The 14,786-nt window shown below is 64.1% G+C and carries 12 protein-coding genes and 2 pseudogenes; 9 read left to right on the top strand and 5 right to left on the bottom strand.

The genetic code is table 11. From position 1 onward, the window contains the following. Positions 1 to 17: 17 nt before the first annotated feature. The 3 genes and pseudogenes from ABEG21_RS13010 to thiL form a co-directional block, all read right to left on the bottom strand. Complete coding sequence (locus tag ABEG21_RS13010; RefSeq protein WP_347554979.1) at positions 18 to 632, bottom strand: nicotinamide-nucleotide amidohydrolase family protein; 615 nt, start codon at positions 630 to 632, stop codon at positions 18 to 20. 58 nt (positions 633 to 690) lie between these two features. Then, positions 691 to 1,275, bottom strand: coding sequence for a phosphatidylglycerophosphatase A (locus tag ABEG21_RS13005; RefSeq protein WP_347554978.1), 585 nt, complete (start codon positions 1,273 to 1,275; stop codon positions 691 to 693). A 187-nt stretch (positions 1,276 to 1,462) separates the two neighbouring features. Then, positions 1,463 to 2,431: pseudogene (gene thiL / locus ABEG21_RS13000) on the bottom strand (thiamine-phosphate kinase); the annotation flags it as partial. Between the two features lie 646 nt (positions 2,432 to 3,077). On the opposite strand from thiL, the gene ABEG21_RS12995 reads away from it, so the two are divergent. The 3 genes and pseudogenes from ABEG21_RS12995 (at position 3,078) to ABEG21_RS12985 (ending at position 6,959) form a co-directional block, all read left to right on the top strand. Further along, positions 3,078 to 5,381 carry an NADP-dependent malic enzyme gene (locus tag ABEG21_RS12995; RefSeq protein WP_347554977.1) on the top strand — a complete coding sequence of 768 codons (2,304 nt, stop codon included), beginning with the start codon at positions 3,078 to 3,080 and terminating at the stop codon, positions 5,379 to 5,381. Between the two features lie 800 nt (positions 5,382 to 6,181). Further along, positions 6,182 to 6,403: pseudogene (locus tag ABEG21_RS12990) on the top strand (ribonuclease domain-containing protein); the annotation flags it as partial. 7 nt (positions 6,404 to 6,410) lie between these two features. Continuing rightward, positions 6,411 to 6,959 carry a barstar family protein gene (locus ABEG21_RS12985; RefSeq protein WP_347556785.1) on the top strand — a complete coding sequence of 183 codons (549 nt, stop codon included), beginning with the start codon at positions 6,411 to 6,413 and terminating at the stop codon, positions 6,957 to 6,959. Positions 6,960 to 6,987: 28 nt separating this feature from the next. Here the strand turns inward: ABEG21_RS12985 and ABEG21_RS12980 are convergent, their stop codons facing one another. Then, the gene (locus tag ABEG21_RS12980; protein ID WP_347554976.1) at positions 6,988 to 7,767 is read right to left on the bottom strand and encodes a 16S rRNA (uracil(1498)-N(3))-methyltransferase; all 780 of its coding nucleotides are present in this window, start codon (positions 7,765 to 7,767) and stop codon (positions 6,988 to 6,990) included. A gap of 225 nt (positions 7,768 to 7,992) precedes the next feature. Between ABEG21_RS12980 and tkt the strand changes: the two genes are divergently transcribed. After that, the gene (gene tkt, locus ABEG21_RS12975) at positions 7,993 to 10,017 is read left to right on the top strand and encodes a transketolase (protein ID WP_347554975.1); all 2,025 of its coding nucleotides are present in this window, start codon (positions 7,993 to 7,995) and stop codon (positions 10,015 to 10,017) included. A gap of 27 nt (positions 10,018 to 10,044) precedes the next feature. Next, positions 10,045 to 11,058, top strand: a complete 1,014-nt coding sequence (gene gap / locus ABEG21_RS12970; protein WP_347554974.1) for a type I glyceraldehyde-3-phosphate dehydrogenase — start codon at positions 10,045 to 10,047, stop codon at positions 11,056 to 11,058. Positions 11,059 to 11,242: 184 nt separating this feature from the next. Here the strand turns inward: gap and fur are convergent, their stop codons facing one another. Continuing rightward, positions 11,243 to 11,668 (bottom strand): ferric iron uptake transcriptional regulator, encoded by a 426-nt coding sequence (gene fur, locus ABEG21_RS12965; protein WP_347554973.1) that lies wholly within the window; start codon positions 11,666 to 11,668, stop codon positions 11,243 to 11,245. 157 nt (positions 11,669 to 11,825) lie between these two features. Here fur and bamE point away from each other — a divergent pair, with 157 nt between their 5' ends. The 4 genes from bamE (at position 11,826) to ABEG21_RS12945 (ending at position 14,671) form a co-directional block, all read left to right on the top strand. Further along, positions 11,826 to 12,614 (top strand): outer membrane protein assembly factor BamE, encoded by a 789-nt coding sequence (gene bamE / locus ABEG21_RS12960; RefSeq protein ID WP_347554972.1) that lies wholly within the window; start codon positions 11,826 to 11,828, stop codon positions 12,612 to 12,614. A gap of 30 nt (positions 12,615 to 12,644) precedes the next feature. Further along, positions 12,645 to 13,442, top strand: coding sequence for a 4-hydroxy-tetrahydrodipicolinate reductase (gene dapB / locus ABEG21_RS12955; RefSeq protein ID WP_347554971.1), 798 nt, complete (start codon positions 12,645 to 12,647; stop codon positions 13,440 to 13,442). A 57-nt stretch (positions 13,443 to 13,499) separates the two neighbouring features. Next, positions 13,500 to 14,180, top strand: a complete 681-nt coding sequence (locus ABEG21_RS12950) for a MotA/TolQ/ExbB proton channel family protein (protein ID WP_347554970.1) — start codon at positions 13,500 to 13,502, stop codon at positions 14,178 to 14,180. A 92-nt stretch (positions 14,181 to 14,272) separates the two neighbouring features. Beyond that, positions 14,273 to 14,671 (top strand): biopolymer transporter ExbD, encoded by a 399-nt coding sequence (locus ABEG21_RS12945; RefSeq protein ID WP_347556784.1) that lies wholly within the window; start codon positions 14,273 to 14,275, stop codon positions 14,669 to 14,671. Positions 14,672 to 14,786: the final 115 nt, after the last annotated feature.

The following is a 14,786-nucleotide window of genomic DNA, read 5'->3' as shown; positions in this document are numbered from 1 at the left end:
TCGGACGGTTGCGTAATTTACCGGATGTCTGCGGCGGGCAGCAGGGCATCCAGTCCCTGCAATGCGTGCCGCACACTGCGAAGCCGGACGTCGCGCCGATCCCCGTCGAAATGACAGGTCACCGTGTGGACCAGCGGCTCCCCACGCAGCACCAACGTATTCCCCTCCCTCGCTTGTTCCTGGCGAAGTGCGCCATCCGGCCAATAGGCCCAGCCGAAACACACGGTACCCACCGGCTTTTCCACGCTGCCACCGCCGGGCCCCGCAACGCCGGTCACCGATGCCGCGATCCGCGCGCGGCTCGCAAGCAATGCGCCGCGCGCCATCGCGGCCGCCACCGCTTCGCTGACGGCACCGTGCGCGACGATCAAATCGCTGGGAACGCCGACCGCTTCGGTCTTCGCTTCGTTCGAATAGGTGACGAAACCCCGCTCGAACCACGCGCTGCTGCCGGCCACTTCGGTCAGCGCCGCGGCGATCAATCCACCAGTGCAGGATTCGACGGTGCTGACCATCCAGCCGCGCGCGATCAGGCGCTGTCCCAGCTGTGCGGCTTGCTGCGCCACCGCCTCGAATGACGGGGCGGGCGCGACGCTTTGAGAGGCGAGACGGGAAAGAGGTGCGTGCGACATCGACAGCTCCGGTAGCGATATTGCGGCGGTATCGCCGCTTACGTCACATTGAGGGGGCTCAGGCGAACAGACGATGCCCAATGGCCAGCACCACTAGCGAGAAGAACGCCGCGACGAGATCGTCGAACATGATGCCGAAGCCGCCCTTCAGTCGCTGATCGAAATAGCGTATCGGAGGAGGCTTCACCATGTCGAAAAAACGGAAGACGAGGAAGGCGATTAGCTGCGCGACGAAACCGGTCGGCGCGGCGAGCCAGAGTACCAGCCAGATCGCAACGATTTCGTCCCAGACCACGGCACCGGGATCCGGCGTATTCATGTGACGCGCGGTGAAGCCACAGAAGCCGATGCCGGCGAGGAAACCGATGACGATCAGCGCGGCCCAGGCGGCGGAAGACAGCCAGGGTTGCAGGATGGCGAATACCGCCCAGCCGAACAAGGTGCCGCAGGTGCCGGGCATGATGGGCGACAGACCGCTGCCGAAACCCAGCGAGGCGATATGCACCGGATGGGACAGCATGAAGCGCAGCGTCGGGCGCTGCCGTTTCGCGGCCGTCGGATCGACGTGCGCCGCGGAAGTCGCCGGGGCGACCGGTGCGGCGGTGCGGGGGGTGTCGTCGGAGGAGTGCGGATCAGGCTGCATCGAAGTGATCGAAACCGGTCAAGGAAAGAGAGAGGCGGGTGCCGTCGTGCGCGACCCAGTGTACCTGACCGGCCTGGCCGAGAGCCGCCGCGGCGCCGCCGGCAACGTCATCGTCCTTGCCCGCATCGGGTGTGCGGTGCGGGGCCGTCGTGTCGGCGGCAAGCGTGTCAGGCGCATCATCGGTGGCGCGCATCGTGCCGACGCGCGTCAGCGCGATGCCGTCGATCGACGGCTGTCCATTCAGCGCTTCCAATGCGGCACGAGCGTCCACCGGTGCGGTGAAGCACAGCTCGTAGTCGTCACCGCCGCTCAAGGTGCAGATGCGCTGGATATCCAACGAGCAGGCGGCCAGTCGGCCCGAGCGCGGCACCGCATCGGCATCGACGACGGCCAGCAAACCCGAGCGTCGGGCGATATGGGCCAGATCACCGGCAAGGCCGTCGGACAGATCGATCGCCGCATGGGCCAGTCCGCGCAATTGTTCGCCCAAGGCTATGCGAGGGTGCGGCTGCTCCATCGCGACCCGCACGCGCTCCAGGGTGTCGGTCTCGGTCGCCGCCGACGTGATGCCGAGTGCCGACAACGGCCAATCCTGGCGCATCAGACCTAAGGCCAAACGCGCATCGCCGAGTGTGCCCGAGAGCCAGATGTCGTCGCCTGCCCGCGCCGCGTCCCGACGCAAGGCGGTCCCTTGCGGCAAGGCGCCGAAGATCGTGATGCTGATCGTCAACGGACCGGCCGTCGTGTCGCCGCCCACCAGCTCGCAGCCGTGATGCTCGGCCAACGCGAACAGTCCTTCGGCGAAACCGTTGAGCCAGACCGCGTCCGCGGCGATCTCGGCGGGTAACGCCAGCGACAGTGTGAACGCCACCGGCGTCGCGCCCATCGCGGCCAGATCGGACAGATTGACGGCGAGCGATTTATGGCCGAGTTTGCGCGGGTCGACGTCGGGAAGGAAATGTCGGCCGCTCACCAGCATGTCGGTGGAGACCGCCAAAACCTGTCCCGCCGGCAAATCCAGCAGCGCGCAGTCGTCGCCGATTCCTAATTGCGTGACCCCGCGCGCGATATCGCGCGAGGGCTGCGCGGCACGCTGCCGTACGGCCCGTGCGCGCTTCAGGAAAATCTGATCGATCAGTTCGAATTCTGTTGGCATACCGAGAGGAAACGCGCCCGATTTCAGGCGATCGGAAGGGGAGAAAGGTCGATGGCGACAGCCGATGCCGCGCCCGGTATTGTGCCCGCATTCGGTCCCGCGTGGTCGGGCGCCGGGCAGGCACAACGCATCGGTGCGCGATTGATGTCCGTCCAAGCGGGGCAGCGACAGCGAGGGCGCGGGATACGTCGTCTCATGGTGCGATGCGGCATGCGCGCGCGAAGTCGGTGAGGCGCCCACACGCGCGCTGCTGCGATGCAGCATTGCCGCGTTCGATGCGGCGCAATAGCGTACTTCTAGCGGCGGGGCCGGTATTTGTCGCGACATTTGGCGCTACAATGCGCCGACACGTCAACGATTTCGCGGCCGGCCCAGGCGTCGGCCGAGGCGATGTCGCGGCGCGGCGCGCGGCGTTTTCCGCACGCCGACGCCTTGTCTTACGCGATGGTGCAAATAGTTCGATCGTTGACGCAGGGGTTGCGGTGCAAGCGGGTTGTCGATAGCGCGCCTTGGACGCCATGCGTCGGTGCGCATGACGCCGCTGCCGTGATCGTGGCAGTATCGTTTACGTTGTTGCCGTCACCCTGCCGTCGCTGGATCGTTATTGCTTTTTGGTCGGTGCTCGACCGCTTTCTGCCAGGTTCTCATGTCCACACCCGTGAATGACAAATTGCGCGAAGCCGCGCTCGATTACCACGAATTTCCGACGCCGGGCAAGATTGCCATCGCCCCGACGAAGCAGTTGATGAATCAGCGCGACCTCGCCCTGGCGTATTCGCCAGGCGTGGCCGCGGCGTGTGAAGAGATCGTCGCGGATCCCTTGAACGCGGCGCGGTTTACCGCACGCAGCAATCTGGTCGGTGTGGTGTCGAACGGTACCGCGGTATTGGGTCTCGGCAATATCGGTCCGCTGGCATCGAAGCCGGTGATGGAAGGCAAGGCAGTGCTGTTCAAGAAGTTCGCCGGTATCGATGTGTTCGATATCGAGTTGAACGAGATGGATCCGCACAAGCTGGTGGATGTCATCGCAGCGCTGGAGCCGACTTTCGGCGGCATCAATCTCGAAGACATCAAGGCTCCCGATTGTTTCATCGTCGAGAGCGAATGCCGTAAGCGGATGAAAATCCCGGTATTCCACGATGATCAGCACGGTACCGCGATCGTCGTGGGGGCCGCTGTCACCAATGGTTTGAAAGTGGTCGGCAAGCCCATCTCGGAAGTGAAGCTGGTGGCTTCCGGTGCGGGCGCCGCGGCGCTCGCCTGCCTTGAATTGCTGCTCGACCTCGGCCTGAAGCTCGAGAACGTGATCGTGACCGATCTGGCCGGCGTGGTCTACAAGGGCCGCGTCGAATTGATGGATCCGAAGAAAGAGCAGTTTGCCCGTGAGACCGAACTGCGTACGCTGGCGGAAGCCATCGACGGCGCCGATATTTTCCTGGGCCTGTCCGCCGGCGGCGTGTTGAAGCCGGAGATGGTCGTCAAGATGGCGAAGGATCCGCTGATTCTGGCGCTGGCCAATCCGAATCCGGAAATTCTGCCGGAGGCGGCACTGGCCGTGCGTCCGGACGCGATCATCGCCACCGGTCGTACCGACTATCCGAACCAGGTCAACAACGTCCTGTGCTTCCCCTTCATCTTCCGCGGGGCACTCGATGTCGGCGCCACGACGGTGACGAAGAATATGGAGATCGCGGTGGTCAATGCGATCGCCGAATTGGCACGCCAGGAACAGAGCGATGTGGTGGCCACGGCCTACGGCATCGAAGACCTGTCGTTTGGCCCGCAGTATTTGATCCCCAAGCCGTTCGACCCGCGCCTGATCGTCAAGATCGCGCCGGCCGTTGCGAAAGCGGCGATGCTCGACGGCGTGGCGACGCGTCCGATCGAGGACATGGACGCGTACGAGCAGCATCTGCAGCAGTTCGTCTACCAAAGCGGCACGATCATGAAGCCGGTGTTCCAAGTGGCGCGCGCCGCCACGTCGGAACAGAAGACGATCGTCTTCAGCGAAGGCGAGGAAGAGCGTGTGCTGCGCGCGGTGCAGATCCTGGTCGATGAAAAGATCTGCTTCCCGATCCTCGTGGGACGCCCGGCGGTTATCCAGCAACGGATCACGCGTTATGGTCTGCGTCTGGTTCAGGATCAGGACTTCCGCATCGTCAATCCGGAATTCGACGAGCGCTACCGCGACTACTGGCAAACTTACCTCAAGATGCAGTCGCGCAAAGGCACGACCGCGCAGTCGGCCAAGCTGGAAATGCGTCGCCGCCCGACCTTGATCGGTTCGATGCTGGTGAAGAAGGGCGAAGCGCGCGGTTTGATCTGCGGCACGATCAGCACGACGCACCGCCATTTGCACTTCATCGATCAAGTGATCGGCAAGCGCGATGGTGCGACCGTCTACGCGGCGATGAATGCGCTGCTGCTGCCGGGCCGTCAGATTTTCCTGGTCGACACGCATGTCAACTACGATCCGACGCCGGCCGAATTGGCCGAAATCACCGTCATGGCGGCGGAAGAAGTGCGGCGTTTCGGCATCGAGCCGAAAGTCGCCTTGTTGTCCCATTCGAATTTCGGCTCGAGCAAGGGACCGAGCGCGCAGAAGATGCGCGACACGCTCGACATCCTTCGCGAAACCGCGCCGGATCTGGAAGTCGATGGTGAAATGCACGGCGACGTCGCCCTGGACGCGCAATTGCGCGCCGATCAGTTGCCGGACTCGACGCTGACCGGAAACGCCAATCTGCTGGTCATGCCGAATATTGATGCAGCAAATATTGCTTACAATCTGCTGAAGACGGCAGCGGGCAATAATGTCGCGATCGGTCCGATCTTGCTGGGTGCCAAGCAACCGGTGCACATCCTGACGGCATCGGCGACGGTGCGCCGTATCGTCAATATGGCGGCGCTGCTTGTGGCCGACATCGTGGCGGAAGAGCTTCGGCACTGATTCCGCCATGGACAGCCGACTACTGCGTCGATGGTCGGCTGTCTCGTATTTTCCTTCTCCGTCTCCCGTCGTAGGGGGACAAACCGGGTCCGCGACACATGCCGGACCCCGGCCAAATTCCGATATCTGATTGATTTGCCTGTGTCTTCAGGTTAGGCTAACGCCTTGGCGCGTATTCTTTCGTGCGAAAGGGGGCGTCGAGCGGCGTCCTTGAGACGTGAAGAACGGCGTGCGACTACGCCTTCCGGACAGCAGAAAAAGTGCCAGCCTAAGCAATCATTGCTCGGTGGCAAGGGTTCGGTACGGTGATGAGTGCCGGCCGGCGCAGGACTTTTGCCGCTGCTGGTGCAGCGTCGACCTTTTTTCTGCAGCGGCGATGAACTCAGCCGCGTCGCCGGTGTCTTAGCATGGGTATTGTGTCGGAAAGCGGGTGGCAGCGCGTGCTGCGCATGGGACGGCGTGAAAGCGATATCGCGTCTTCCTCCGGATGTCGGACGAAGGATGTCCGACGCGCCAAACCCGTACGTGCCGTTGCGACTGCGGCCGTGCTGCTGGCTGCCTGGTTGGGCGTCGGCGCTGGAAATGGGGCGGCAGGCGTCGATGCGCAGGGTGGGCACGGCGTTTCCGTGCATCTGCTGGCCTCCGCCGAGGCGCGGCAGGGTTGGCAAAGCCGGCAATACACGCCGGACGGCACCGACAATGCCGAGGGCGCGAGGCGCCTGGCCACTTTCGCGGGTGCCGCGATTGGGGCGGATGCATTGCCGACCGAGGCTCGGCGGGTATTAGGCGAAATACGTGACGGCGGTCCTTTCCGGTACGAGAAGGACGGCGTCATATTCGGCAATCGCGAAAAGTTGCTGCCGCGCGAACCGCGCGGCTATTATCGGGAGTACACGGTACCGACACCGCGCGCGCGGGACCGCGGAGCGCGGCGCATTGTGTGTGGCGGGCCACCGAGACAGCCTGATGCCTGTTTCTACTCGGACGACCATTACAGCAGTTTCAAACGAATCCAGGGATGACAACGGTATGAGCGGCAACCATTCTGCGCAAGAGACCGTCGTCGCAGTTGATCTTTTCGGACGCAGCGACTTGAACCTGTTCCGTCGGGTCATGTCGCTGCGCGACAGCGCGGTGGAGCGCCAGCCAACGGCTCCCAGTGTGCCCGAGGACACGACGGTCGACATGTTCCGCACGGTGCGGTCCAATATCGTGCAATCGATCCGCGCGTTCCGGGTGATCGATCTCGCCGAGCAGGCGAAGCGACTCGACCAACATTTCTTCTATGCCGATTGCTCGGCGGCGAACACCAAGGGTGAAGTACTCGAGGCGATTTCACGCGCCTTTTATTTCCCGAAACATTTTGGGAAAAACTTCGATGCGCTCTACGATTCGCTGACCGATCTGGTCGCGAAGTCCGGGCGGCAGACCGGTTTCGTCATCGTCTTGGACAGCTTGCCGGCCGTGCAGAAGTTCGACAAGGAAGCGCGTGAAAACCTGTTGGACGTATTCCGCGAAGCGTCGGAATTCTGGGCCGAGCGCGGCGTGTCCTTCCGCGTGTTCTATTCCTTCATCTAAGACGAGATCGGTGCCGTAGCGGCGCCGATCACCAGCCGCCCCATCGCCCCGCCAACGCGGCCAGAACGGCCATGCCGGCCGTCTCGGTGCGCAACACGCGCGGTCCCAGCGATAAGGCGGCGATGCCGGCCTCTCGCGCCGCCGCTTCTTCCTGATCCGACCACCCCCCTTCCGGGCCAATCCATAATTGGACCGTGGCGCGCGGCGCCGTCGTCGGCAATTGCGCAAACGGTGTCGCGGCGCGTGGCGACAGCAGCCAGCGCAGCGGCGTCGCGGGGTCGTCGGCGCTGCCGTCGGTCACCGCTTTATCGGCGCCGCGCTCGGCCAACACGCGCTCGAACGACTGCGGCACCCGCATCGTCGGGATCACATTCCGCCCGCATTGCTCGCAAGCGGCGCGGACCAGCGCTTCCCAGTGCGCGTGGCGGCGTTCCAGTCGCTCGCCCTGCAGCTTGACGACGCTGCGCTGCGCGAGGACGGGCGTGATCGTGTCGACGCCAAGCTCGACGGCTTTCTCGATCAGCCAATCCATTTTCTCGTTGCTCGCCAGACCCTGGACCAATTCGATCCGATAGGGCGGTTCGGCATCGCCGACGTCCACTTGTTCGGCGAGCACGCTGGCCTGCGCGGCGCGTTTCTCGAGCAGGTCGAGCCGCACGTCATAGGCCTTGCCGTTGCCGTTGAACAGCGTCAGCGCATCGCCGTCGCGGAGTCGGAGGACCTGCAGGTGCCGCACGGTTTCGGCCGGGAGGGAGAGCGTCGTGCCGGCGGCCAGCGGCAGATCGACGAAGAATCGGGGACTTGGCATGCGGCCATTCTACACTGGGGGTTCTGTTAGAATGATGTGCCCAACCGGTGTGCGCTTTCGTCGCGGCATCTGCCGCAGACCCGCCTGCCGGAGGGGACGTATCGTGGACGTACTCTCCATGCATCCCGCGTCGTGGTCGGCCGCGGCGAGACTCGCACCGCGCGGCAATGGCCGGCGCCGGGCGGGTTTGCGCCGCGTACGGCGACGGCGCCAGCTCTCGACACCATGACTCTCCAGACCAGCAGCCAGATGACGCCCCTAGCCAATGCGATCCGCTTCCTTGCCGTGGACGCCGTGGAAAAGGCAAAGTCCGGCCACCCGGGTATGCCGATGGGCATGGCCGAAATCGCCGTGGCGCTGTGGCAGAAACACCTGAAGCACAATCCGTCGGATCCGCTGTGGTTCGATCGTGACCGTTTCGTGCTCTCGAACGGCCATGGTTCGATGTTGCTGTACGCATTGCTGCATCTGACCGGCTATGACTTGCCGATCGGCGAACTGAAGCAGTTCCGTCAATTGCACAGCAAGACGCCGGGTCACCCGGAATGGGGCATCACCGCAGGTGTCGAGACGACCACCGGACCGCTGGGCCAGGGCATCGCGAACGCGGTGGGCATGGCCTTGGCCGAAGTGCTGCTGGCGCGTGAGTTCAACCGCCCGGGCCACGATATCGTCGATCACCACACCTATGCTTTCGTCGGTGACGGCTGCCTGATGGAAGGGATTTCGCACGAAGTCTGCTCGCTGGCCGGTACGCTGGGCCTATCGAAGCTGATCGTGCTGTACGACGACAATGGCATCTCGATCGATGGTCATGTCGAATACTGGTTCGGCGACGACACGCCGAAGCGCTTCGAGGCCTATGGCTGGAACGTCGTGCGCGGCGTGGACGGTCACGACATCGCCGCCGTCGATGCCGCCATCACGGCCGCCAAGGCGGCGGGCAAGCCGTCGCTGATCTGCTGCAAGACGGTGATCGGCAAGGGTTCGCCGAACAGGGCCGGCACGCATGACGTGCACGGCGCCGCGCTGGGCGCGGATGAAATCGCCGCGACGCGTGCCGCGCTGGGCTGGCCGTACCCGGCATTCGAAGTGCCGGAAGAAATCTACGCATCGTGGGATGCGCGCGAAACCGGCAAGCAAGCCCAAGCCGAATGGGATGCCCGTTTCGCCGCCTATGGCGCGGCGTTTCCCACGGAAGCCGCCGAGTTTGGCCGCCGCATGCGCGGTGAGCTGCCGGCCGACTGGGCGACGCAGGCTGCCGCGATCGTCGACGGCGCGAACAGCCGCGCCGAAACGGTGGCAACGCGCAAGGCGTCGCAACAGGCCATCGAAGGCCTGGCCGCGGCGCTGCCGGAATTGCTCGGCGGCTCGGCCGATTTGACCGGCTCGAACCTGACGAACTGGAAAGCGGCAAAGCCGGTTCGCGCGAGCGCCGAAGGCACGCAGGGCGGCAACTACATCAACTACGGTGTGCGCGAATTCGGCATGAGCGCGGCGATCAACGGCATCGTCGCGCACGGCGGCTTCGTCACCTTCGGCGGGACGTTCCTGACGTTCTCGGATTACAGCCGCAACGCCTTGCGCGTGGCCGCGCTGATGAAGGCGCGCTCGCTGTTCGTCTTCACGCACGATTCGATCGGTCTGGGCGAAGACGGCCCGACGCACCAATCGATCGAACACGTGGCCAGCCTGCGCATGATTCCGAATCTGGACGTCTGGCGTCCGTGCGACACGGTCGAATCGGCCGTGGCGTGGACGCAGTCCGTCGAACGCAAGACCGGCCCGGCCGCGCTGATCTTTAGCCGCCAGAACCTGCCGTTCCAGGCGCGTACCGACGCGCAGATCGCCAACATCGCCCGCGGTGGCTATGTGCTGCTCGATTGGAACGAAGAGATTCCGGCGCGCAAGGTCATTCTGCTGGCTACCGGCTCCGAAATAGGCCTGGCGATGGAGGCCGTCGAGGCGCTCCAGCAGGTCGGGATCGGTGCCCGGGTCGTATCCATGCCGTCGACCGATGTGTTCGACCGGCAGGATGCCGCATACCGCGAACGCGTGCTGCCGAAGGGCGTGGCACGGGTCGCGATCGAAATGGGAGTCAGCGACTTCTGGCGCAAATACGTGGGTCTCGAGGGCGGCGTGGTCGGTATCGACACGTTCGGCGAATCGGCCCCGGCGCCGGTGCTGTTCCAGCACTTCGGCTTCACCGTGGACAACGTGGTGAAGACCGTGAAGACGGTGCTCGACTGATTTTTTTCAATCGATAGGAGACGTACCATGACGGTTCGGGTTGCAATCAATGGTTATGGCCGCATCGGCCGTAACACGCTGCGCGCGTTCTATGAAGGTGGCAAGAAACACGACATCGAGATCGTGGCCATCAATGACCTGGGTGATGCGAATACCAATGCGCATCTGACGCAGTACGATACGGCGCACGGGCGTTTCCCGGGCACGGTATCGGTCGAGGGCGAGTATCTGGTCGTCAACGGCGACAAGATCAAGGTCCTGGCAAACCGCAACCCGGCCGAACTGCCGTGGGGCGAGCTGGGTGTGGACGTGGTGCTGGAATGCACCGGCTTTTTCACGACGAAGGAAAAGGCCAGTGCCCACCTGAAGGGCGGCGCGAAGAAAGTCATCATTTCGGCGCCCGGCGGCAAGGATGTCGATGCGACGATCGTCTATGGCGTGAACCATGGCGTGCTGAAGGCCAGCGACACGGTGATTTCGAATGCCTCGTGCACGACGAACTGCCTGGCGCCGCTGGTCAAGCCGCTGCACGACAAGCTGGGCGTCGTCAGCGGTCTGATGACGACGATCCACAGCTACACGAACGATCAGGTGCTGACCGACGTGTATCACGAAGATCTGCGCCGCGCCCGTTCGGCCACGCACAGCATGATCCCGACGAAGACCGGCGCGGCCGCGGCCGTCGGTCTGGTGCTGCCGGAATTGAACGGCAAGCTGGACGGTTATGCGATTCGCGTCCCGACGATCAATGTGTCGATCGTCGATCTGTCCTTCGTCGCCGCGCGGGACACCACCGTCGACGAAGTCAACGCGATCCTGAAGGAAGCGTCGGAATCGGGTCCGTTGAAGGGCATTCTGGCCTACAACACGGCGCCGCTGGTGTCGGTCGACTTCAACCATAATCCGGCGTCCTCGACCTTCGATGCCACGCTGACGAAGGTCACCGGCAATCTGGTCAAGGTGTCGAGCTGGTACGACAACGAGTGGGGCTTCTCGAATCGCATGCTGGATACGACGGTCGCATTTGCCAACGCCAAGTAAATTCGGCGTAATCCGTTGCCGGATCATTGAGTGACGGCGCAGGCTTTTCCGGCTGTGCCGTCCGGTAAAAAAGGCGACGGACGACAAAAAGGGGAGGAAATCCGGGTTTTCCGGATTTTCTCCCCTTTCTCATTTTTTTCACCGCATTACAGCGTGGACCGCCATTTATCGGTCCGGCAGGCCGTCAGGACTTGCGATTCGGGCATTGCTCGCGCGTGCAGACACCATAAAGTGCCAATGCGTGGTCCTGCAACTTGAATCCTCGCTGCTCGGCAATGTTATGCTGCCGCTTCTCGATCTCGGCATCGAAGAATTCTTCGACGTGGCCGCAATCGATGCAGACCAGGTGGTCATGGTGGTCCTTTTTCAGCTCGAACACGGCCTTGCCGGACTCGAACGTGGAGCGCGACAACATGCCGGCCTGTTCGAACTGCGTCAGCACACGGTAGACGGTCGCCAGCCCGATATCCAGTTCTTCCTGGATCAACTCGCGGTAGACATCTTCGGCCGTCAAATGGCGGTCGCCGTTGTTCTGGAAGATGTCGAGGATCTTCATGCGCGGCAGCGTCGCTTTCAGTCCCTTGCTTTTGAGGTCGGATGGATTGGTCATCGGTGATTCTGCCTAGAGTACAATACGAGGCCCCAATAATAATGGGTTTTTCGTGCCGCCGGACGTTACCGTACGAAAAGACCGCCATGCGGGCTGCTGTCGGGGAGACGTCGCGGGTGGGACGGATGGAACAAAACGGCTTCAATGATGAGGTTCAATGACTTCGTACAAGCATAAGATGCGCCTGGCGTCGCTGGCCGCCGCGCTGGGCGCGTCGGTTCTGGCGGGCTGTTCGACGTACAACAGCATGACGAGTCGGATCGTGCAACATGTGACGCCGTATCGCGTGACGATCGTGCAGGGCAATTTCGTCTCTAGCGACGCGGCAGCCAAGCTGCATGCGGGCATGACGCGAGACGAAGTGCGCGCTGCGCTCGGCACGCCGCTGCTGACGGACATGTTCCACCCGGAACGCTGGGATTATATTTTTTACTTCAAGCGTGGCTCGACGTCCGTCGTCGAACAGCGCGATGTCGTGGTCAACTTCAATGGCGATACCGTCGTCAGTTGGAGCGGCGCCAACGACCTGCCGTCGAATCAGGACCTGATCGAGATGATCGACAGCTCCCGCAGCGAACGCAGCTGGCTGCGCCTGCGCAAGGATCAGCGCGCAAGCGACAATGCCAAGGCCAAGCCGGCCCCGGCCGCTGCCGCCGCCAGCGGGGCCAGTGCCGCGAGCGCCGAACCGGCGAACCAGCGCGCTGCCGATGCCGCGAACAACGCCTTGGCGGCGTCCTCGCCGGCGACGACGGTCCGTGCTCGGAATGTGCCGCAGTCGAACGTCGTCCACGCCGGACCGACCTCGTCGGTGCAGAGTGCACCGGAGCCGCAGTTCCACCTGACGACGCCGAACCATCTGCGTCCGGCCGGCGGATCCTCGCTGCTCGCGCGTCCGCCGGGTGCCGACGATGCCCCCGCTTCGGGCGCGACCGGCTCTTCCAATTAAGTCGGCGCGACGTCGACAGCGGATTTGCATATGAAAATCGCGATTGCAGGCGCAAGCGGCCGCATGGGCCGCATGCTGATCGAAGCCGTCCTCGAGGCGCCCGACACGACGCTGTCCGGTGCGCTGGCCTCCGCCGGCAGCGCCGCGCTGGGCCGCGATGCCGGTGCTTTCCTCGGCCGCGACACCGGCGTGATGATTTCGTCGGATATCGACGCCGTGCTGGCCGCATCGGACGTGGTCATCGATTTCACGCGTCCCGAAGGCACGTTCGCCTTGCTGGAAGCGGCCACGCGGCTGCGCAAGGGCATCGTGATTGGCACGACGGGCTTCGATGCGGCAGGCAAGGCCGCCATTCAGGCGGCGGCGCAGACGATTCCGGTCGTGTTCGCGGCGAATATGAGCGTGGGCGTCAACATCACGTTCAAGCTGCTCGACGTGGCAGCGCGGCTGTTGGCCAGTGGCTACGATATCGAGGTCATCGAGTCGCACCATAAGCACAAGGTCGATGCGCCGTCCGGTACGGCGCTGGCGATGGGCGAGGTGATCGCGCAGGCGCTGGGCCGTAACCTCGACGAATGTGGCGTGTTCGGCCGCAGCGGCGTGACCGGTGAACGCGACCCCTCGACGATCGGCTTCTCGGCGATCCGGGGCGGCGACATCATCGGCGAGCACACCGTCATGTTCGCCGGCATTGGCGAACGGATCGAAATCACGCACAAATCGGCAAATCGCGTCGCTTATGCGCAGGGATCGGTCCGTGCGGTCCGCTTCCTGGAAGGGAAGTCGGCCGGCCTGTTCGATATGCAGGATGTGCTGGGTCTCAAGTAAGTGATGCGACGATCGGCCGCGGCCCGTGCCGGCGGCCCCGTCCCTTCGGAGCGCTAGATGACCGCAACGTCCGGTCTGACGCAGTACTGGGAGCAGGGCGACGCCCTGACCCATCTGGTGGCGGTGTTGCTGCTGGCGATGTCATTGCTGAGCTGGATCATCGCGCTGTATCAAGCGTGGAATCTGCGCGCGGCACGTCGCGGCGTCAGTCCGGCCATCGCCGGCTTCTGGGCCGCCGCGAGCCCCGATCTCGCGCTGGCGGCGTTACGCGCCGCCCGTGCCGATACCTGGTTATCGCCCCTGGCATTGGCCGCTCTGTATCCGGATCAGGCGCTAGACGGTGGCGCGGCGCCGTCGCTCGCAGCGCGCGCTTCCCACGCGGATCGCGTGACGCGCGCGCTGCGCGATGTGCTGCTGGTGCTGCAGCGGCGCATCGATGCCGGGCAGACCTGGCTCGCGACCATTGCCGGCGCGGCGCCTTTCGTCGGCCTGCTGGGCACCGTCTGGGGCATCTATCACGCCCTGATGGGCGTGGCCGGCAGCGATCAGCCCTCGATCACGGCGGTAGCCGGCCCGGTGGGTGAGGCGTTGATCATGACGGCACTGGGACTGGCAGTTGCGATTCCGGCGTTGGTCGCCTACAACTTGCTGGGGCGCTCGGGCCGGATGCTGCACGACGTGCTCGACGGTTTTGCCGGCGATCTTCAGCGTTTGTTCGGCGCTGGCGAGGAACGCTGATGGGCTTCGGCGGCTTCGATCCGGGCGGCGGGCGCAATGGCGGGGGCGGCACGGGAGGCCGACAAGGGCCCGGGCCGCTGGCGGCGATCAATATGACGCCGCTGATCGACGTGATGCTGGTGCTGCTGGTGATTTTCATCATGGCCTCGCCGTTGCTGCCCCGTCAGATCGGGCTCGAACTGCCGAAGGCGTCATTGGCGCCGCAAGCCGCCCGTGGCGCCGACGAGACGCCGCCGCCGGTGGTCAGTCTCTCGATCGATGCCGCCGGCCGCTTGCAATGGAATGGCGCCGACATCGACGCCACGGCGCTGTCGGCGCGCATGCATGCTGCCGCCAGCGCCGATCCCCAACCGCAGATCGCACTACGCGCCGATCAGCGCACGCCCTATGCCCGTATCGCGCAAGTGATGGCCGTGGCGCAGCGGGAGGGCCTGACGCGCTTCGGCTTCGTCGTGGACAGTCCGGCGTCTGCCGGTGCCGCGCCGAAGTAAGGGTCGCATTCGGTGCGCTCAGGCGGCTTTTGCCGGCCGTAACGCTTTCGCTCGGTCATTCAGACGGCGTTTGCGGGCCCGGCAGGCACGGTATAATCCCGGTTTTACGTCGACA

This window comes from Robbsia sp. KACC 23696 (assembly GCF_039852015.1).
Taxonomy (GTDB): domain Bacteria; phylum Pseudomonadota; class Gammaproteobacteria; order Burkholderiales; family Burkholderiaceae; genus Robbsia.
This window is presented reverse-complemented; position numbering and strand designations above follow the sequence as displayed.